Annotated in this window: 17 protein-coding genes and 1 tRNA gene; 12 read left to right on the top strand and 6 right to left on the bottom strand. The window is 56.5% G+C overall.

Annotation, left to right across the window (positions count from 1 at the left end; all coding sequences use genetic code 11):
• Nucleotides 1–44 precede the first annotated feature (44 nt).
• The 3 genes from Q8O73_RS19250 to Q8O73_RS19240 form a co-directional block, all read right to left on the bottom strand.
• Entirely contained in the window at nucleotides 45–2,291 is a 2,247-nt protein-coding gene (locus Q8O73_RS19250) for an anthranilate synthase component I (RefSeq protein ID WP_305559828.1), read from the bottom strand.
• A gap of 261 nt (nucleotides 2,292–2,552) precedes the next feature.
• On the bottom strand, nucleotides 2,553–3,527 hold the full coding sequence (locus Q8O73_RS19245) for a potassium channel family protein (protein WP_305559827.1): 975 nt from the start codon (nucleotides 3,525–3,527) through the stop codon (nucleotides 2,553–2,555).
• Nucleotides 3,528–3,635: 108 nt separating this feature from the next.
• Nucleotides 3,636–4,280: a phosphoribosylanthranilate isomerase gene (locus Q8O73_RS19240; RefSeq protein ID WP_305559826.1), complete on the bottom strand. Its 645-nt coding sequence runs from the start codon at nucleotides 4,278–4,280 to the stop codon at nucleotides 3,636–3,638.
• Between the two features lie 142 nt (nucleotides 4,281–4,422).
• Between Q8O73_RS19240 and ubiE the strand changes: the two genes are divergently transcribed.
• Genes ubiE through Q8O73_RS19225 form a run of 3 tightly spaced genes read left to right on the top strand, consistent with a single transcriptional unit; the run spans nucleotide 4,423 to nucleotide 7,211 of the window.
• Nucleotides 4,423–5,196: a bifunctional demethylmenaquinone methyltransferase/2-methoxy-6-polyprenyl-1,4-benzoquinol methylase UbiE gene (ubiE, locus tag Q8O73_RS19235; protein WP_305559825.1), complete on the top strand. Its 774-nt coding sequence runs from the start codon at nucleotides 4,423–4,425 to the stop codon at nucleotides 5,194–5,196.
• 11 nt (nucleotides 5,197–5,207) lie between these two features.
• The gene (gene ubiB, locus Q8O73_RS19230; protein WP_305559824.1) at nucleotides 5,208–6,761 is read left to right on the top strand and encodes a 2-polyprenylphenol 6-hydroxylase; all 1,554 of its coding nucleotides are present in this window, start codon (nucleotides 5,208–5,210) and stop codon (nucleotides 6,759–6,761) included.
• 21 nt (nucleotides 6,762–6,782) lie between these two features.
• Nucleotides 6,783–7,211: a GNAT family N-acetyltransferase gene (locus tag Q8O73_RS19225; RefSeq protein ID WP_305559823.1), complete on the top strand. Its 429-nt coding sequence runs from the start codon at nucleotides 6,783–6,785 to the stop codon at nucleotides 7,209–7,211.
• A 70-nt stretch (nucleotides 7,212–7,281) separates the two neighbouring features.
• On the opposite strand, the gene Q8O73_RS19220 is transcribed toward Q8O73_RS19225, so the two are convergent.
• Entirely contained in the window at nucleotides 7,282–8,940 is a 1,659-nt protein-coding gene (locus Q8O73_RS19220) for a methyl-accepting chemotaxis protein (protein WP_305559822.1), read from the bottom strand.
• A gap of 514 nt (nucleotides 8,941–9,454) precedes the next feature.
• Here Q8O73_RS19220 and Q8O73_RS19215 point away from each other — a divergent pair.
• The 5 genes from Q8O73_RS19215 (at nucleotide 9,455) to Q8O73_RS19195 (ending at nucleotide 13,852) form a co-directional block, all read left to right on the top strand.
• Complete coding sequence (locus Q8O73_RS19215; protein WP_305559821.1) at nucleotides 9,455–10,924, top strand: tetratricopeptide repeat-containing glycosyltransferase family protein; 1,470 nt, start codon at nucleotides 9,455–9,457, stop codon at nucleotides 10,922–10,924.
• Between the two features lie 94 nt (nucleotides 10,925–11,018).
• Nucleotides 11,019–11,498 (top strand): xanthine phosphoribosyltransferase, encoded by a 480-nt coding sequence (gpt, locus tag Q8O73_RS19210; protein WP_305560000.1) that lies wholly within the window; start codon nucleotides 11,019–11,021, stop codon nucleotides 11,496–11,498.
• A gap of 66 nt (nucleotides 11,499–11,564) precedes the next feature.
• The gene (locus Q8O73_RS19205) at nucleotides 11,565–12,743 is read left to right on the top strand and encodes a sorbosone dehydrogenase family protein (RefSeq protein ID WP_305559820.1); all 1,179 of its coding nucleotides are present in this window, start codon (nucleotides 11,565–11,567) and stop codon (nucleotides 12,741–12,743) included.
• A gap of 71 nt (nucleotides 12,744–12,814) precedes the next feature.
• Nucleotides 12,815–12,888: transfer RNA gene (locus Q8O73_RS19200), tRNA-Gly, on the top strand.
• 310 nt (nucleotides 12,889–13,198) lie between these two features.
• The gene (locus Q8O73_RS19195) at nucleotides 13,199–13,852 is read left to right on the top strand and encodes a hypothetical protein (protein ID WP_305559819.1); all 654 of its coding nucleotides are present in this window, start codon (nucleotides 13,199–13,201) and stop codon (nucleotides 13,850–13,852) included.
• A gap of 193 nt (nucleotides 13,853–14,045) precedes the next feature.
• Here the strand turns inward: Q8O73_RS19195 and Q8O73_RS19190 are convergent, their stop codons facing one another.
• A complete protein-coding gene (locus tag Q8O73_RS19190; RefSeq protein ID WP_305559818.1) occupies nucleotides 14,046–14,486 on the bottom strand; it encodes a MarR family winged helix-turn-helix transcriptional regulator in 441 nt (146 codons plus the stop codon).
• An 85-nt stretch (nucleotides 14,487–14,571) separates the two neighbouring features.
• Between Q8O73_RS19190 and hmgA the strand changes: the two genes are divergently transcribed.
• The 3 genes from hmgA (at nucleotide 14,572) to maiA (ending at nucleotide 17,649) form a co-directional block, all read left to right on the top strand.
• Nucleotides 14,572–15,909: a homogentisate 1,2-dioxygenase gene (hmgA, locus tag Q8O73_RS19185; protein ID WP_305559817.1), complete on the top strand. Its 1,338-nt coding sequence runs from the start codon at nucleotides 14,572–14,574 to the stop codon at nucleotides 15,907–15,909.
• A 70-nt stretch (nucleotides 15,910–15,979) separates the two neighbouring features.
• On the top strand, nucleotides 15,980–16,984 hold the full coding sequence (locus Q8O73_RS19180; protein ID WP_305559816.1) for a fumarylacetoacetate hydrolase family protein: 1,005 nt from the start codon (nucleotides 15,980–15,982) through the stop codon (nucleotides 16,982–16,984).
• An 8-nt stretch (nucleotides 16,985–16,992) separates the two neighbouring features.
• Nucleotides 16,993–17,649: a maleylacetoacetate isomerase gene (gene maiA, locus Q8O73_RS19175; protein ID WP_305559815.1), complete on the top strand. Its 657-nt coding sequence runs from the start codon at nucleotides 16,993–16,995 to the stop codon at nucleotides 17,647–17,649.
• Nucleotides 17,650–17,696: 47 nt separating this feature from the next.
• On the opposite strand, the gene Q8O73_RS19170 is transcribed toward maiA, so the two are convergent.
• Nucleotides 17,697–18,995, bottom strand: coding sequence for an L-fuconate dehydratase (locus Q8O73_RS19170; protein WP_305559814.1), 1,299 nt, complete (start codon nucleotides 18,993–18,995; stop codon nucleotides 17,697–17,699).
• Between the two features lie 118 nt (nucleotides 18,996–19,113).
• On the opposite strand from Q8O73_RS19170, the gene Q8O73_RS19165 reads away from it, so the two are divergent.
• Complete coding sequence (locus Q8O73_RS19165; protein ID WP_305559813.1) at nucleotides 19,114–19,893, top strand: IclR family transcriptional regulator; 780 nt, start codon at nucleotides 19,114–19,116, stop codon at nucleotides 19,891–19,893.
• The last annotated feature ends 72 nt before the right edge of the window (nucleotides 19,894–19,965 follow it).

The following is a 19,965-nucleotide window of genomic DNA, read 5'->3' as shown; positions in this document are numbered from 1 at the left end:
AAAGCAACGGCCGCAAGGGAGGGTGCGGCCGTTGCTGTGTTTGATCAGGCCGCCTTGATGTCGGCGGTGTCATCGTCATCGGGTTTTGTTTCGTCGTTTGCGTCGGGCATCTGGCCGTGCGGGTTGCGCAACAGATTGGCGATCATCTGCATTCCAACATCGCCCTGCAAGGTCAGCAGGCTTTCGGGGTGGAATTGCACGGCACAAATCGGCAGAACGGCGTGCCGGATTGCCATGATGACGCCATCGCTGCTTTGGGCGGTAACGCGCAGATCGTCGGGCAGGCTGTCGGCATTGGCAAACAGCGAATGATAGCGCCCGACCCGGATGGTGTCGGGCAGGCCGTCAAATAACGGGTCGGTGGTATCGAGTTTCACCGCCGAGGGTTTGCCGTGCATCGGCTGATCCAGTTGCCCCAGAGTGCCGCCGAAAAATTCGACGATCCCCTGCAAGCCCAGACAGACGCCAAATACCGGCAGGCCATGGGCCAGTGCGCGTTCGATATTGTCTTTCAAATGGTAATCATCGGGCCGCCCCGGACCGGGCGAGAGCACCACCAGATCGGGTTTGAACCGATCGAAGGCCTCGTCCGGGAAGCCGGGGCGCAGGGTCAGGGTTTCGGCCCCGGTGGCGCGGATATAGCTGGCAAGGTTTTGCACAAAACTGTCTTCGTGATCGATCAGCAAAACCCGTTTGCCCGCCCCGACATGGGTTGGGTCGATCACCGGCAGGCCGGAATCGGGCCGGGTGACGGAATCGATCATCGCCGAGGCTTTCAGTACGGTTTCGGCTTCTTCGGCGTCGGCATCTGAATCATAGAGCAAGGTCGCCCCGGCGCGGATTTCGGCAACGCCCTGTTTCAGGCGCACCGTGCGCAATGTCAGGCCGGTATTGAGATCGCCATTGCACAGAACCGCCCCGATCGCCCCGCCATACCAGGCACGGGGACTGCGTTCGACGGTTTCGATATGGGTCATGGCGGCGCGTTTGGGCGCACCGGTGACCGTCACCGCCCAGCAATGGGTCAGAAAGGCATCCAGCGCATCAAAACCATCGCGCAGACGGCCTTCGACATGATCGACGGTGTGGATCAGGCGTGAATACATTTCAATTTGCCGCCGGCCCAGAATGCGGATGCTGCCGGGTTTGCAAACCCGCGCCTTGTCATTGCGATCCACATCGGTACACATCGTCAGTTCGGATTCTTCCTTGGCGGAATTCAACAGGGTGCGGATATTTTCCGCATCCTCCATCGCATCGCGCCCGCGCGCAATCGTGCCGGAAATCGGGCAGGTTTCGACACGTTGCCCGGTGACGCGCACATACATTTCCGGCGATGCGCCAATCAGATGTTCGCCATCCCCCAGATTGATCAGAAAACCATAGGGGGCCGGGTTGCGGCGTTTGAGGCGGCGAAAGATTTCGGATGGTTTGACATCGCAGGCGGTGCGAAACACCCGGCTGGGCACGACTTCAAACAATTCGCCACGGGCAAAACGCGGTTTGACATCGCGGACAATGGCGGCGTAATCGCCGTCTTTCATGTCGTTTTCAATATGCTGATTATTGCCGCGTGACGGGGGATGATCGGCCCCGTTGCGGGCGATGCCGTCGGTGCTGTTACCGTCAATGCTGAAATCATAATCAATGCGGGTGGCGATGCGGGTGGCGTGATCGACCGTGACCAGACAATCGGGCAGGAAAAGATGGATATCCTTGTGATCCGGCTCCCGATCCTGTTTGAGGGCAATCTGTTCAAATTGCAGGGCAAGGTCATAGCCAAAGGCACCATACAGGCCCAGCCTGTCATCGCCCTTATGCGCGAACAGATCGCGCAGGGCGCGGATGACGGAAAACAGGCTGGGTTGCTGGCTGCGTTCTTCTTCGGGGAACCATCCGGCCGGGCGGGCGACGGTGCCGTATAATCCGTCCTCGCCCGCCGTTATGCCTTCGACATGGGGGTGATTTTCCAGAATCCGGGCGATGGGCGGCAACAGGATGCGCCCGCGATCATTGAGCGCCCGCACCGCAAAACCGCGATCCCGCCCGGTGATTTCCAGGGGCGGCTGCGCAAACCCCATATCCCAGCGGGCATAACGACCGGGAAATTCATAAGAAGAAGACAGCAACACACCCTTGTTACGGTCGAGCTGGTCAATCAGGGTTTCGGTGGCATTTTCATAGGCCAGCGGGGTTTGCAGGCGCAGAATGCCGATGCCGCCATCGGTGACATACCGGTATTGACTGACGGCGGGTTCGGATGTTGATGCGGACGGGGTCGGAAGGGTCACTTTTTTGTCTCCGGTTGCGGGCGCTGCCGCAGGCGGGACTGTTTTCAGGGATATAATGACATGATGTCTGAAAACACAAAACCGCCTGCAAGAACAGGCGGCCAGGGGTGATCATCGGGTGATCAGGGCATGAGTTTGGCCGCCCGCGTTTGCGGACCACCACCAACGATTTGCAATGCGGGTCGGGTTCATGCCGTGTGTTTTCATGGGGATACTATTGTGCAGGCTATGGGCGCAGGTCAAGCGATTTTGATCGCAGTATTACGAATCCGGCGTTTCTGACAGGTCGATATACAATGGCTTGTGGCAATGCGGGCAATATATCCGGTCATCAAGATGTTTGTGATGAATGTCGCGCACATGGTTCAGAATGTTTGCGGCCTGTTGGTCGCTTAACCCCAATTCATATTGATGGAATTCCAGTTTGCGGCGCACGGCCTCGGTCAGGCGGTGGCCGGACAGATGTTGTGCGGCGGATTGGCGAAAACTTTCTTCGCGGCGGCGTAATTCACTGCTGAAAGCGGAGGCCAGAATACCGGCCGGAACCGCGACAATGCCAATGCCGGTCAGGGCGATGACGGAGGCAAAAGCCTTGCCGCCGGTGGTGATCGGAACCACATCGCCATAGCCCACCGTTGCCAGGGTGATGATGGTCCAGTAAAGCGATTTTGGCAGGTTATCAAAGACTTCGGGCTGTGCTTCGTGTTCCAGCAGGAAAATGATCCCGGCGCTGAACACCAGAAGACAGGCCAGTGCGGCCAGTGCGGCGGCAAATGTTCCGATCTGTTGGCGAACGACGGAGGCCATCAGTTCCAGCCCGCTGGAATAGCGGCTGAATTTCAAAAGCCGTAACAGGCGTATGATCCGGATAAAGCGCAGATCGATGCTGGTGAAAATCATCAGAATGGCAGGCAGAATCGCCAGGATATCCACCAGCGCCATCGGCGTGATGATATAGCGTAACCGTCCAAATCGTGTGTCAAAGGCCGGGTTTTCGGGGGCGGTCCAGACGCGTCCGGCATATTCGATGATGAAAACCGTCATCGAGATGATTTCAATCGTCAGCAGCAAGGTGCCAAAAGAATCAGCAATCGGTTCTACGGTTTCAAAGATCACGGCGATGACGCTGATGATGATCAAAAGCGACAGGCCGATATTGGTCAGCCGCGCCGCCAGAGAACTGCGATAATCGGGCGATAACAACAAGTAGCAGCGCTTGCGCAATGTATCGGCCATGGGGTTTCGCTTTGATCTGTGGAACGGCCCGTCAGGGGGCCTGCATATCCATCATGTGCCATGGCGACCAACAAACCGTTAAGAAACCGACGGCTTAGGGGCCGCACCCTAATACCCCTTTGCCGCACGGACAAAGGCATTGATTTTGCGGGCATCCTTGACGCCTTTGGTCCGTTCCACCCCGGATGACACATCGACCCAGGGGGCCTGTGAAATGTGCACCGCCTCGGCGACATTGTCGGGGGTCAGGCCACCGGCCAGCATCCAGTCGCTTTTCCATGTCCGCCCGGTCAGCAGGGTCCAGTCAAAACTGACGGCATTGCCGCCGGGAAGGGCGCTGTCTTTTGGGGGTTTGGCATCGAATAACAGGAAATCGGCGACGCCGTCATAGATATCGCGGGCGCGGTTGAGATCATCGGCGGTGCTGATCGCAATCGCCTTCATGGTGCGCAGGCCGAATGTATCGCGGATTTCACGCACACGCGCCGGGTCTTCGGAGCCATGCAACTGAAGCACATCGAGCCGGGCGGCATGAATGGCGGTTTTCAGGGCTTCGTCCCCGGCATCGACAAACAGGCCGACTTTCAGGATGCTGTCGGGCACCCGTTCGGTCAGGGTTGATGCCCCGTTCAGGGAAATGTGACGGGGGCTGGGCGGGAAAAACACATAACCCAGCGCATCGGCCCCGGCACTCATGGCGGCCAGAAGGGCGTCTTCGCTGTTAATACCGCAAATTTTGACCATGCAGCTCATGGGCGGAATCCTGTTGTTTGGGCGGGGGTTATGAGGTGTTTCAATTGGTCCTAGCAGAAACCGGAACCATTCAACAGGATATTTGCATCTTGCGGTGGCTTTGCACTGGCGATCAGACGGTTGCTGCGCTATTTTCCCGACCATGAGCAAGCAGCAAGGCCCCGCCGCGGGCGAAACCGGCGAAAAGAAAACCCATTTTGGCTTCCGCGATGTGCCGGAAAGCCAGAAAGCATCCATGGTGCGCGAAGTTTTCGATACTGTCGCGTCCAAATATGACCTGATGAACGATCTGATGAGCGCCGGGGTGCATCGGTTGTGGAAAGATGCGTTCATTACGGAATTGCGCCCGCGTGCGGATATGCATTTGCTCGATGTCGCGGGCGGCACGGGTGACATTGCCTTTCGTTTCCTGAAAAAGGGTGGTGGCAATGTGACGGTCTGTGACATCAATTATGAAATGTTGCATGTCGGGCGGGACCGTGCGGCAGATCATGGCATTTTGAACAATATCGACTGGATGGTGGGCGATGCGCAGAAATTGCCGCTGCCCGACAATTCGGTCGATGCCTATACCATCGCCTTTGGCATTCGCAATGTGACGCGGATCGAAGATGCCCTGGCCGAGGCGCACCGGGTTCTGAAACCCGGCGGGCGGTTTTTGTGCCTTGAATTTTCCAAGGTGATCCTGCCGGGGTTCGACAAGGTTTACGATCTGTATTCCTTTAAATTATTACCCGAAATTGGCCAGATGATTGCGGGTAATCGCGAGGCCTATCAGTATCTTGCCGAAAGCATTCGCAAGTTTCCCGATCAGGAAAGCTTTGCCGCGATGATCCGGGCGGCCGGATTTTCGCAGGTGCGTTATCGCAATCTGTCGGGCGGGATCGCGGCGATCCATTCCGGCTGGCGGGTCTGAGGGCAAACGTCATGATCCGTTTTGTCCGCAACAGTTTCCGGCTGATCACGATGGCGCGCACGCTGGCACGCCACGATGCGCTGTTTCCGCTGGCCCTTGTGCCGGGCGGGCGCATTCTGGCCGGGGTGGCGCGCATCACGGCGCCGTTTTCGCGCAATCCGTCATTGGCACCCGGACGGCGGTTGGCGCGTGCGCTTGAGGAACTTGGACCGGCTTTTATCAAGCTGGGCCAGACTTTGGCGACACGGGCCGATCTGATTGGGGATGATGTGGCGGCGGATTTATCGTCGCTTCAGGACCGGTTGCCGCCGTTTTCCGGCGCGATTGCCAAAAAAATCATTACCGAACAACTGGGCGGGCCGTTTGAACTGCTATATGCGGAATTTGATGAAACGCCGGTGGCGGCGGCATCTATCGCGCAGGTGCATTTTGCGACAACCCCCGATGGCCGCGACGTGGCGATCAAGGTGTTGCGCCCCGATATCGAAAAGCGATTTGCCCGCGATCTTGATCTGTTTTACTGGGCGGCAGAACTGGTTGAACTGACGCAGCCGCGTTTGCGCCGCCTGAAACCGGTTGAAACCATCAAGACGCTGGAAGACAGCGTGCGCCTTGAAATGGATTTCCGGTTCGAGGCGTCGGCGGCATCGGAATTTCGCGATAATTTTGCCGGTGATCCGACCTATTATGTGCCGCAAATCGATTGGGAACGCACCGCCCGTCATGTTCTGACGATGGAGCGGGTACATGGGGTGCGCATTGACAATGTCGAAGCCCTTGATGCGATGGGGATTAACCGGACCGAATTGCTGGCCCGGGCGGCGGCGGCGTTTTTTCAGCAGGTGTTCCGCGACGGTTTTTTCCATGCCGACATGCATCCGGGCAATCTGTTTGTCGATGAAAACGGCCTGGTCAGTGTGGTTGATTTTGGCATTATGGGCCGGGTGGACCGCCAGACTCGGTTGTATCTGGCGGAAATGTTGCTGGGATTTCTGACCCGCGATTATCGCCGGGTGGCCGAAGTGCATTTCGAGGCCGGATATGTGCCGCGCGACCAGTCGGTTGAGAATTTCCAGCAGGCCTGCCGGTCGATTGGTGAACCGATACTGGGCAAGCCATTGGCCGATATTTCGGTCGGGCGGCTGTTGGGGCAGTTGTTTCAGGTGACGGAAACCTTTGGCATGGAAACCCAGCCGCAATTATTGCTGCTGCAAAAAACCATGATTGTCGCCGAAGGCCTGTCGCGGATTCTGAGCCCCAATGAGAATATGTGGGAATTGTCGCGGCCTTTGATCGAAGACTGGATGCGCGATAATCTGGGCCCCGAAGCCCGCATTGCCGATGTCACCCGTCAGGCCGGGACCATGTTGCGGCGGTTGCCCCATGTTCTGGAAGCCGCCGAACGGGTATCGGGGGTGATGACCGATCAGGGATTGAAATTGCATCCCGAAACGGTTGCCGCGATGCGCGGACGATCCGCCAACCGGCGTGGTGGTGTGTCCAAAAACGCCATGCTGTTATGGGTGGCGATTGCCGCCCTTGGCGTGGCGTTGTTCCTTAAATAAAGCTTTTCGGGATGATGCGACATGACCGGCATTGACATCAGTTGCGACCGAGACCGGGTGGATCTGGATTACTGTTATGACTGCATTTCCAATTCCTACTGGTCGATGGGCCGGTCGCGCCGGGAATTTGAAAAATCGGTGGCGATGTCGATCCCGGTCAGTGCGTTTTGCGACGGGCGTCAGGTCGGTTTTGCTCGTGTGGTGACCGATTACATCGCCATTGCCTATGTCGCCGATGTTTTTGTCGATGCACAATACCGGCGGCGCGGCATTGCCAGCCGGATGATCAATGCCCTGCATGATCATCCCGATATGCAACGGGTCAGACGATGGTTGCTTGCGACCCGGGACATGCAGCCACTGTATCGTCAGCATGGTTATGCTGATCTGGGTGGTTTGCTTATGATGCGGCTTGAGGAAGACGCCCCGAACCGGCCCCCGCGGATATAAAAAAAGCGCCACCCGACGGGATGGCGCTTTTGATATTGGGCCGATGGTATTGTGACGACCGGGGAAATCGTCAGCTTTTGCGGACATCGGCCAGGAAATTGCCGACTTCGTTGCGCAGGGTGCCTGATTGCGTACCGAGTTTTTCGGCGGCATCCAATACCTGACGGGCCGCATCGCCGGTCTGGCGGGCGGCTTCCTGCATTTCGCGGATATGGCTGGTGACTTCCTGCGTGCTTTGCACCGCCATCTGCACCGAATTGGAAATTTCGCGGGTGGCGTCGCCCTGTTCCTTGACGGCAGATGCGACTTCAACCGCAATTTCATTCAGATCATTGATGATGGTGGTGATGCCGTCAATCGCGCCGACGGCCTGTTGGGTTGATCCCTGAATACCGGAAATCTGGGCCGAGATATCCTCGGTCGCCCGGGCAGTCTGATTGGCGAGGTTTTTCACCTCGTTGGCGACCACGGCAAAACCCTTGCCGGCATCGCCCGCACGGGCGGCCTCAATCGTGGCATTGAGGGCGAGAAGATTGGTTTGTTCGGCAATTGCCTGAATGATTTGCACGACTTCGCCGACTTTCTGTGCGGAAACATCCAGCCCCTGCACCATACCATTGACGCGGTTGGCCTCGGTCGCGGCATTTTTGGTGATGTTGGAAGTGTCATTGACCCGCGAACTGATATCCTGGATCGAGACGGACAATTCCTCGGCGGCGCTGGCGACCGTATCGACGCTGTGATTGGCCTGTTCAACGGCGGCGACCACGGCCTGCGATCCGGCTTCGTTTTGATGCACGGCGGCGACCATTGTCTGGGCGACCTGTTGCATTTCGCCCGATGCCCCCGATACGCCGTCCACCACACCCATCACGGTATGTTCAAAACGCCCGGCCAGATCATTCATGGTGTCACGTCGCCGGATTTCGGCGCGTTGGCGTTCCTGTTCGCGTTCGTGGTCCAGTTGCGAGACGCGGGCGGCATTTTCCTTGAATACCTGAACCGATTCGGCCATCTGGCCGATTTCATCATTGCGGCCCAGACCGGGAATTTCGACATCCTGATTGCCGTTGGCCAGATCAATCATCACCGCATTGATGCGTTTGAGCGGATTGACAATCTGACGGCCCAGGGCAAACCATGTCGCCCCCAGCAACACCACCAGAATGGCGGCGGCAAGGGCAAGCTGTGCCAGCATCGCCTGTTGCACCGCTGTATTGACCTTTTCAAGGCTCCAGGCGATTTGCAGGGTGCCGCGCAGGATGTCTGCATCGCGGCGTTTGGAATAAATAGAGATCGGGGCGGCGACAATCACCGCATCATCGGCGATAAAGCTGATGACTTCGCTGTTTTCAATTCGGGTCTGATCGGGAGCGAGCAAGGCCGTCAGGTCAAAAACAGGCAAATGGTCCGCCTGATATTCGGCCATCATGTCGCCCGATTTGTTGATTGTCAGCAAGGTTGCCAGTTGCGAGCCTTCCTTGTCGCTGAGCTTGCGGAATTCCTTTTCAATCGCATTGCCATCCATCGCGACAACCCCGGCCTGCACGGCGGTGGCCAGCATTTCGGTTTTTTCGACAGACTCATTATACATGATGTTGATCATGGCGGTGCGTTGAGAGATGGTCTGGATGGTCATCATCGCGCCAAAACCGACAATCAGCAGGGCAACGATCACAAGAATAACTTTTCGTCCGACGGAACCGCCGGACTTGATTTTTTCGGCCATGTAGGTCTCCCGGTCCTTAAAATACCCAGCCTGATTTTGTTTCCTCTTTGCCTGACATCGTTGTCGCGATCCTTTGATGTCGCGATTTTGATCCTTTGTCAGGACCGTTTCCGGCGCACACCCCATGCGTTGAAAACGGATTTTTGTGACGGTTCTGACGGGGGATTTGTTGTGTTGTTTCCCGTCAAAGGCCGTGCGGCGTCAGCTTTCCTGTTCTTGAGGATCGATAACAATCGAAGGCTACCCGACGTACCAAAATATCTGAAACGATTAGCACGAATTTGGCAAAAATTTTTCAGGCGGGGGATTCCATGCCATTTTCAACTGTTGCAAGGGGAATATTTAGCGGAATCTTTCACTGAAATGCGCGGATCACCGGGGCCTGGCGAATCGGTGTGGAATCGGGTGCCGGTTTATCTGGCGGTAAAAATCGGTGCGAGGCCCCGAAATGCTTGAGTTTTGGGGCCATTCAGCCGACGATATGCCATCAACAGGGATCGGGGAAAACAACACAATGTCACCATCGGGCGAGCAGCCGGGCAACACGGCCGTTAAAACGATCCGGCAGGAAAAAAAGACCGCGACCACCAACCCGGCATCCTCGGGTGTCGGGATGTTCGAGCGTGCCCTTGCCGCCCATCAGGCCGGAAAACTGGACGAAGCGATCCGCCTTTATGGCGCGATTTTGCGCCAGAAACCCGACCAGCCGGATGTTTTGAACAATATCGGGGTGGCCCTGCGCCGGACCAAACGGTTTGAGGCCGCACTTGCGGCCTATCAGCGGGCGGCGACATTGCGGCCCGGCAATGCCGGGCTGTGGACCAATATGGGCAATTGCCTGCGCGAAATGATGCGCTATGACGCGGCGATTGTGGCCCATGACCGGGCATTGGAACTTGACCCCGATACCAAAACCCATCCGTTTAATGCCGGTCTGGTCTGGCGCGATTTGAACCGGATGGACCGGGCGATTGACATGTTTGACCGGGCACTTGCGATTGACCCCGATTATATCGACGGATTGTGGGACCGTGCGCTGGCGTATCTGACGCAGGGCGATTATGGCCGGGGATGGCCTGCTTATGAAGTGCGCCGCCGATTGGCCGATAATCCGATCCGGCCCCTGAAAGATGTGCCGGAATGGGATGGCAAGGCCAGTTTGCGGGGCAAGACGATTTTGCTGCGGGCCGAACAGGGCTTTGGCGACATGATCCAGTTTGCCCGGTTTGTGCCGCTGGTGGCCAAAAAAGCCGGGCATGTGATTTTGGAATGTCGCAAGGAACTGATGCCGGTGATGCGCACGGTTGCCGGGGTGGGAAGTGTTTTGGAAAAAGGCGCAAAGCCGCCCGCCTTTGATGTGCATCTGCCTTTGTTAAGCCTGCCGTATGTTTTGGACATTGGCGAGACGCAATTGCGCGAAGTGTCGCAGGATGCCTATCTTGCCCCGCCGGAAAACCGCCATGCGACCATTCCGGTTCCGGCCGGGGCGGTTCTGAAAGTCGGGATCGTCTGGGCGGGGAAACTTAACCCGCGCGACCGGTCCTGTCCGCTGGAACGGTTTTTGCCGCTGATGACCGATGGCCGGGCGGCGTTTTACAGTTTTCAGGTTGATGACCGGCGCGCCGATATCCTGCGGATCGGGGCCGATGCCTTTGTGACCGATTTTGGCGACCATATTCACGATTTTGGCGACAGTGCCGCGCTGATGCGCGAGATGGACCTGATCATCACAATCGACAGCGCCCCGGCACATCTGGCAGGCGCATTGGGCCTGCCTGTCTGGATGTTGCAGCTTTATACCACCGACTGGCGCTGGATGGTGGGGCGCACGGACAGCCCGTGGTATCCGTCGATGCGCCTTTACCGGCAGGAACAGCCGGGGGATTGGGATGCGCCCTTTGCCAGACTGCAAAACGATTTTACGACATTGGTCGCGGCGCGTTTTGCGGCGACAAACTCGGGGCGGGATGCCTCCGGGGCTTGAGTTTCGCGGCAACTGGGCGTAGGAAAGCGGCTTTATGATTTTATCCGCCCGTCGCATTGTGCGGATGGCAGGTTTTGCGCAGGAGAACATGGCTGTGAGCGAAGGCGCCTATAACAAGGGATTCCCGGTTTCGTGGGAACAGATGCACCGCGACGCCCGTGCGCTGGCATGGCGTTTGTTGGAAAAAGGCCCGTATAAGGGGATTATCGCGATTACCCGTGGCGGGCTGGTGCCAGCGGCGATCATTGCCCGCGAACTGGATGTGCGGCTGATTGATACGGTGTGCGTGCGCAGCTATTCCGACAAGACACGCGGCGATATTGAATGGCTGAAAGATGTGTCGGGCGATGGCGAAGGCATGTTGATCATCGACGATCTGGTCGATACCGGCAAAACCGCCCGTGCGGTGCGCGAAAAATTGCCCAAGGCACATTTCGCAACGGTTTACGCCAAGCCGCAAGGCCGCGAGATTGTGGACAGCTTTGTGACCGAAGTGTCCCAGGATACGTGGATTTATTTCCCGTGGGATATGGAGCTTTCGGTTAACGCGCCGATTTCGGAACGGGTGCGTTAATCCGGTCCCGGCAGGACCGCGTATCTTTCTGGGGGACCGTTTCGTTTCACAGACAGGAGAACAGCGATGTCCGCCTTGACCCCGGATCGACATTTTGACGACACCGCCCGGCCGCCGATGATCCGGCGGGCCGGGCGTTTTGTTTGTGCCGCCATGCTGGCGACAACACTGATGGCGGTGCCTGTTGCCGCATCGGCCACGGATGCCATTCCCGAGCGGTTGCAACGGGTGATGGATACCCTGACCCCGGCCAGTGGCTATCGGCTTGCACTGTTTGCCGCGGTGGATAATGCGCGTTCGATTGCGGTGGCCCCGGAACTGGGGGGTGTTTTTATCGGCAATCGCGGGTCAAACCTTTATTTCGTGCGCGATGCGGATGGGGATGGGGTTGCGGAAGACGTTCATCTGATTTCCCGCGATTTCAAGTTGGCCAATGGCATTGCCTATAAACCCGGCACCCTGTTTGTCGCCGATCAGCACCGTATCGTGTCTTATGATCTGGATGGTTTTGATGGCACCAAACTGGGTCCGGCGCGGATTTTGTTTACCAATTTGCCGGACAAACGTCATCATGGCTGGCGCTATGCCGCGTTGTCGCCGGATGGCGGGCGGTTGTTTGTGGCGGTGGGCGCACCGTGCAATATTTGCAAGGTCAGTGGCCTTGAAGGCACGATCATTGACATTCCGGTGACGGGCGGCGCACCGCGCATTTTTGCCAGCGGCATACGCAATTCGGTTGGTCTGACCTTTCATCCCGATACCGGCGCATTGTGGTTTACCGATAATGGCGGGGACAATCTGGGCGATGATATTCCGCCCGAAGAATTGAACCATGCGCCCGAGGCCGGGCAGTTTTACGGGTATCCGTGGTATGCGGGGGGTGATACGCGGTCGCCACAATTCAGGGATGAATCCCTGCCCGCCGGGGTGACATTTCCCGAATTTACCTTTCCGGCCCATAACGCCGCCCTTGGCCTGACCTTTTATCAGGGGGATGCGCTGATTGCGTTGCACGGATCATGGAATCGCACGGAACCCGATGGGTACAAGGTGGAACGGGTGCGGTTCGAGGATGGCAAGCCGGTGGACAGCACACCGTTTCTGGCGGGATTTCTGCGCGAGAATGGCGAGGTTCTGGGGCGGCCGGTTGATATCAAGCCTTATGGCGATGGCAGCATCCTGATTTCCGATGACCATGCCAGTGCCGTCTGGCGGATGGTGCCGGTCGGTGAGGGCGGCAATTAAATAATTTGACCGCCGGGATGGCGATCCTCCTTGCGCGGCGAAACGGGCTGGGCTATAAAACGCGCCGCAAAGCGGGTGTAGTTCAATGGTAGAACGGCAGCTTCCCAAGCTGCATACGAGGGTTCGATTCCCTTCACCCGCTCCAGCTTTTCCCAGATCCCCCAAAATTTACGATTATGTCTGCGTCATTGATGTTGCAATTCGAACGAACCCGTAATGGAATGATAGTTGCCTGAAAACAACGCGGTGTTCGTTTTGGTCGGCCAGCAAAACTGACACCTTTCGTTGTTCGTCAAGTCGCATTGGTTCACGATGATCCCGGCATCACAGAAGCATGTCGTTCGTTGGGCCTTTCAAAATCCACGTACTACAATGCTTTGCGTGAATCTAAGATCAATCACGTCAACGCTATTGCTAATTAATTATCGAAGAACAATCAGGAAATTGGGTATCGAATGAGTGAAAACATTCTGGTTAAGGTCTTACCTTATCTTTCTCCGATCATGGTGGTGCTAATCGGTGCTTATCTAAATCACTACTTATGGATCAGTAGAACAAGATCAAAAGATCACTGTGAAATGGTGGAGAAATTTGTCGGTGATCGCGACATCAGCACAACTCATAATCTACTGTTAGAAACCCAGTTTCGAACCCTTTACAAACGACAGGCAGAAGCATCGATCATCCGCTTCTTGTTGGACTGCTCATATCCCATACTTCGAATAAACCAATACAAAATTGGACATAATTATTTAGAAAAATGTACGGACAATATTGGGAAAGTCACTGGCTTCAATTTGATATCCCGCATTAGAAACGAGACTAAACGAAGATGGATATACTGGGGATACATGACGACATATACTGGCATTGTATTGGGTACAATGTATCCAATAATTACCTACAAAGTTCAAATTTTAGAATTTTTTGATAGATTTGGATATTCGCTATTAATTCCTTTAATGGGGTTGATAATTGTTGCTATTGGCACGGCTTTCATAGCCCTGACAGAAGCAGTTCAAATCGATAATGCGGCGAAACTTGTCGAAGCACTGGATCAAGAAAATACTCGTGCCAATGATTCTGCTGGTTTCGAAGAAACACCCTGATTTGTTGGCCGCAATTCGGACTCATAAAAAAATCCAATTGAGTTCGAAATATTGATCCAGTGAGATGGCAACTCATTGATTTATTAAGAATAATAAATTCGAAGTGATAGGTGTTCAGCTTCCCAAGCTGCATACGAGGGTTCGATTCCCTTCACCCGCTCCAGCTTTTCCAGCACATCCCCCAAATTTACGGTCATGACGGCGTCATTGATGTTTCAATGGCGGTCAGGCCGTTTTCAAGTTGCGTCAGGGCGTCCTTGCCCAGAAGGGTTTGCAGGGTCTGTTCATAGTCCTGCGCCATCGCGACCAGTTCGCGGTAATGTTGGCGACCCAGCGGGGTCAGTTCCAGATTTTCCACCCTTCGGTCTTTGGTATCCTCAATCCGTTTCAGCCAGCGCCGTTGTTCAAGGGCGCGAACCGCCCGGCTGACCTTGGTTTTGTGCATGGCGGAATGTGCGCCGATTTCGGTCGCGGTCATCTGGCCGCAACTGCCAAGGGCGGCAAGGGTGCGCCATTCTGGCCGGGTCATCTGAAAGGATTCGCGGTATCTGGCGGCAAAGCGCAGGCTGATCCTTTCTGCCGCACGGTTCAGGCGATAGGGCAAAAACGTTTCAAGGTCAAACGGCAGGTCCATTGGCGATCCTTGATAGTTACAAAAGTGACAGTTATGGTTGAAACCTGTTTTGCGAATGATAGCTTTTGCGCAAGGGGATGCAAGCATGGTTACGGCCCCGCCATCCTGCCTGAAATACATGCCGGGTTTTGGCAATGATTTTGAAACCGAATCACTGCCCGGTGCCTTGCCGCAAGGCCAGAACAGCCCGCAAAAATGTCCTTACGGGCTTTATGCCGAACAGCTTTCGGGATCGCCCTTTACCGCGCCGCGCGGGGCCAATGAACGGTCCTGGCTGTATCGCATCCGGCCATCGGTGCGCCATATGGGGCGGTTTGTGCGGATTGATTATCCGTTGTGGAAAACGGCACCCTGTATCGAGGATCATGGATTGGCGTTGGGCCCGTTGCGCTGGGGCCCGGTGCCGCCGCCGGAATCCGGCGAGAAACGGCATTTCATCGCGGGGATCAGCACGATTACCACCGCAGGCGATGCTCTGACCCAGACCGGGATGGCCAGCCATATCTATGTTTTCAATGACGATATGGTGGATGATTATTTTTTCAATGCCGATGGCGAGATGCTGATTGTTCCGGAATGCGGGGCGATTTCGGTTTTCACCGAACTGGGCCGGATGGAGGTTGCGCCGCTGGAAATTTGTGTGATCCCACGCGGCATGACCTTTCAGGTGCGGGGTCTTGGCGACGGGGATTTTTGGCGCGGTTATATTTGCGAAAATTACGGGGCGAAATTCACCCTGCCCGATCGTGGGCCGATCGGGGCAAACTGCCTTGCCAATCCGCGCGATTTCAAAACACCGGTGGCCGCCTTTGAGGACAAGGAAACCCCGTGCCGGGTGCATGTCAAATGGGGCGGGCAGTTTCATGTGACCGATATTGGTCATTCACCGCTGGATGTGGTGGCGTGGCATGGCAATTATGCGCCCTGTAAATATGATCTGGCGACATTTTCGCCGGTAGGGGCGATTTTGTTTGATCATCCCGATCCATCGATTTTCACGGTTCTGACCGCGCCGACCGAACAGGCGGGAACCGCCAATGTTGATTTTGTGATTTTCCCGCCGCGCTGGCTGGTGGCGGAACACAGTTTCCGCCCACCCTGGTATCATCGCAATATCATGAGCGAATTTATGGGCCTGATTTGTGGCCGGTATGACGCCAAGGAAGAAGGATTTGTGCCCGGCGGTTTCAGTTTGCATAACATGATGTTGCCGCACGGGCCGGACGCCACGGGTTTTTTAAAGGCAACAGAAGGGGATTTGATCCCGGTCAAACTCCGGGACACAATGGCCTTTATGTTTGAAACGCGCCTTGCACAGCACGTCACCCGATTTGCCGCAACACTGGAAAGCTTGCAGGATGATTATCCTGATTGCTGGGAGGGACTGGAACGGAAATTTGACGGCACACCGGGCGCGAGATAATCGCGCCTGCGTTACAACAGGGCAGGCCGCCTTCACACGCAACAGGTCCTGACCCACAGGGGAAATGTTCATGAAACTGGCAACGCTGAAAGACTCGACCCGCGACGGGAAACTTGTCGTGGTTTCAAAGGATCTGACCCGCTGTTCCGAAGTTGGCCATATTGCCCGCACCCTTCAGGCCGCCCTTGATGACTGGGCGCATATCGCCCCGCGACTGGAAGAAGTCGCCCGCGGCCTTGAAACCGGGTTTCAACCGGCCATCCGGTTTCATGAACATGATGCGGCATCGCCCTTGCCGCGTGCCTATCAATGGGCGGACGGGTCGGCTTATCTGTCCCATGTGGAACTGGTGCGCAAGGCGCGGGGTGCTGACATGCCCGACAGTTTCCGCAGTGATCCCCTGATGTATCAGGGCGGGTCGGATTGTTTTATCGGCCCGCGGGATCCGATACGGGTGGCGGACGCAGATTTTGGCATCGATCTGGAAGGCGAGGTGGCGGTGATTGTCGGCGATGTGCCGATGGGGGCCGGTGTGGACGAAGCACGGGCGGCGATCCGTCTGGTGATGCTGGTCAATGATGTGTCGTTGCGCGGGCTGGTGCCCGGTGAACTGGCCAAGGGATTTGGCTTTTTCCAGTCCAAACCGTCATCGGCCTTTTCGCCGGTGGCCGTCACCCCCGCCGAACTGGGCGAGGCATGGGATGGCGGCAAATTGCATTTACCGCTTTTGGTCGGGGTGAACGGGCAGGCCTTTGGCCGGGCCAATGCCGGGGTGGATATGCATTTTGATTTTGGCGAGCTGATTGCCCATGCTGCCAAAACCCGACCATTATGCGCGGGCACCATCATTGGATCGGGAACGGTATCGAATGGCGGGGCGAAACCGGTATCGCAAGGCGGGGCGGGATATTCCTGCCTTGCCGAAGTCCGCATGATCGAGACCATCGAAACCGGGGCTGCGGTGACACCGTTTTTGCAATTTGGCGACATGGTGCGCCTTGAAATGAAAGATGCCACCGGGCATTCGATTTTCGGGGCGATTGAACAGACGGTTGAAAAATACGAAAAGGCCTGAGACTTCGCATGAGCAACAGCAGCACGGTTTTTTATGATTACTGGCGATCCTCGGCCAGCTATCGGGTGCGGATTGCGCTTAATATGCTGGGCATGGAATACCGGACCGTGCCGGTGGATCTTTTGACCGGGCAGCATCGCACGCCCGGTCATCTGGCCCGCAATCCTCAGGGATTTGTCCCGGCGCTTGAAATCGATGGTCATCTTTTGACCCAGTCGGTGGCGATCATTGAATATCTGAATGACACGCGGCCCGGTTGCGGTTTTTTGCCCGCCGATCCGGTGTTGCGTCATCATGTGCGGGCCTTGGCGCATGTGATTGCGATGGATATTCATCCGGTCTGCAATCTGGCCGTGGTCCGGCATGTGATGGCGCTGGTCGAAGACGGCGAGGCGGTGCGGGACGACTGGATGGTGCGGTTTATTTTTGACGGGCTGAGGGCATTTGAAACCATGCTTGATCAGCAAGATGGCCCGGTACGCGGCGCATTTTGTTGCGGCGATGCACCGACGCTGGCCGATTTTTGCCTGATCCCGCAGCTTTATAATGCGGAACGCTGGCATGTTGATGTGACGGGATTATCGCGGATCGGCGAAATTGCGGCGGCCTGTGCAACAATCCCGGCCTTTCAGGCGGCCCATCCGGACCGGGTCAAACCGGGATGATCCAAAACGATATCGGGGCGGCGATGTGAAACGCCGCCCCGATGATTTTAATCCTGCCAGACCGACCCGGTGGGGAAGGTATGGTCGCGGATGCTGTCGGGTTTGATGGTGATCGAAAAACCCGGCGCGGTTGGTGCGATATAGCGGCCCTTGCGGATGATGCAGGGTTCCTCGAAATGCTCGTGCAGGTGATCGACATATTCCAGTACCCGGTCCTCCATCGTTGCCGAGACGCAGATATAATCAATCATCGACAGGTGCTGGACATATTCACATAATCCGACACCACCCGCATGTGGGCAGACAGGTTTGTTGAATTTTGCCGCCATTAGCAGGATCGCCATGATTTCATTGACCCCGCCGACCCGGCAACTGTCGATCTGCACAACGTCAATGGCGTCAGCCTGAAGGAATTGTTTGAAGATGATGCGGTTCTGACAATGTTCGCCGGTGGCAACCCGGATCGGGGCGATGGCATCGCGGATTTGCTTGTGGCCCAGAATGTCGTCGGGGCTGGTCGGTTCTTCGATGAACCACGGATCAAATTGCGCCAGTTCCTTCATCCAGTCGATGGCCTCGCCGACTTCCCAGTTCTGATTGGCATCCACCATCAATTTGCGGTCCGGCCCGATGACGTCGCGGGCGATGGCGCAACGGCGTTTGTCATCGGCAATATCGACGCCGACCTTCATTTTAAGGTGGGTCCAGCCTGCATCGATGGCCTCCTGACACAGGCGGCGCAGTTTGTCATCGTCATAACCCAGCCAGCCCGCCGAGGTGGTATAGGCCGGATAGCCATCCTGCATCATTTCGGCGATGCGGGCCTGTTTGCCCGGTTCGGCCTTTTTGAGGATCGCCAAAGCCTCGTCCCGGGTGAGGGCATTGGTCAGATAGCGAAAATCGATGCACTCGACAAATTGTTCGGGCGACATGTCGGCAACCAGTCGCCAGACCGGTTTACCCACCGCCTTGCCCCACATGTCCCAGATGGCATTGACCACGGCCCCGGTGGCCAGATGCATCACGCCCTTGTCCGGGCCGAGCCAGCGCAACTGGCTGTCGCCGGTTAGATGCCGCCAGGTTTCGCCCATATTGGTGGTCAGGTCCGCCAGGGATTTGCCGACCAGCAAATGCGACATTGCCTTGATCGCGGCGACACAAATGTCATTGCCGCGCCCGATGGTAAATGTCAGACCATGCCCCTCCAGCCCCGGCATGTCGGTTTCGATGATGGCATAGGCCGCCGAATAATCCGGGTCCTTGTTCATGGCGTCCGAGCCATCCAGATGCCGGGAGGTGGGGAAACGGATATCAATTGCCCGAAGCCGGGTGATTACTGGGTTCATGGCCAAAATGCCCTTTAATTTTATAAATGGAACTTCATTTTAAATATGAGATATCAAGAAGCTTGGCAAGAGGGCTTTTTTCGGAAAAGCTGCAACATCCCGTCAGCAAGAGTATGTCATGACCGAAGATAACAAGCGCACCTACAAGGCCCCGGCTCTTGAAAAGGGGTTGGAAATTCTGGAAATCCTTGCCGCAGAACGCCGCCCGATGAGCATGAGCGCGATTGCAACATCGCTGGGCCGGTCCAAGAACGAGATTTTCCGGATGTTGTCGGTGTTGGAGCAAAAGGGATATCTGGAACGGCGCGAAGGGTCGGAACAGTTTCATATCACCAATCATTTGTTCGATCTGGGCATGCAGGTGCCGCCGGTATCAACCTTGCTGGAAGCCGCCCTGCCCAAAATGCGCCGTCTGGCCGAACGCCTTGGGCAATCGTGCCATCTGGCGGTGCCCAGTTCCGATCAGATGGTGGTGATTGCCCGGGTCGAAAGCCCCGGTGCCATCGGGTTTTCGGTGCGGGTCGGCTATCGGCGCAGTCTTGCCGATTCTGGGTCGGGCAAGGTGTTGCTGGCCTGGATGTCGCCGGAACGTCGCGCCCCCCTGATGGAATATTTCGCCGAACGGTTGGGCCCGGCCTTTAATCCCGAGGTTTGGGAATATGAACTGAAGGCGTTTCGCGCGCGGGGTCATGTCGAGGTGCAAAGTACGGCAACAGTTGGCATTATCGATGTTGGTGCGCCGATTCTTCAGGGTGAAGACGGCGAAATCCTTGCCAGCCTGACCATTCCGTATCTTGGCGGACCCTCCACGCCCTATGGCGTGCGCGACACGGTGCCATTCCTGACGGAAACGGCGGCGGAAATCAGCCGTCTGGCCGGGGCGCATGGCGGTTTTTGATCGGCTGTGCGGGAATGAAAAGAGGCAGAACCCTTTTTTATTGAAATAACGATTTAAATATGAAACATTGCT

It is taken from the genome of Thalassospira sp., assembly GCF_030690045.1.
Taxonomy (GTDB): domain Bacteria; phylum Pseudomonadota; class Alphaproteobacteria; order Rhodospirillales; family Thalassospiraceae; genus Thalassospira.
Note: the sequence above shows the minus strand (reverse complement) of the source record. Positions and strands in the feature narration are given on the sequence as shown.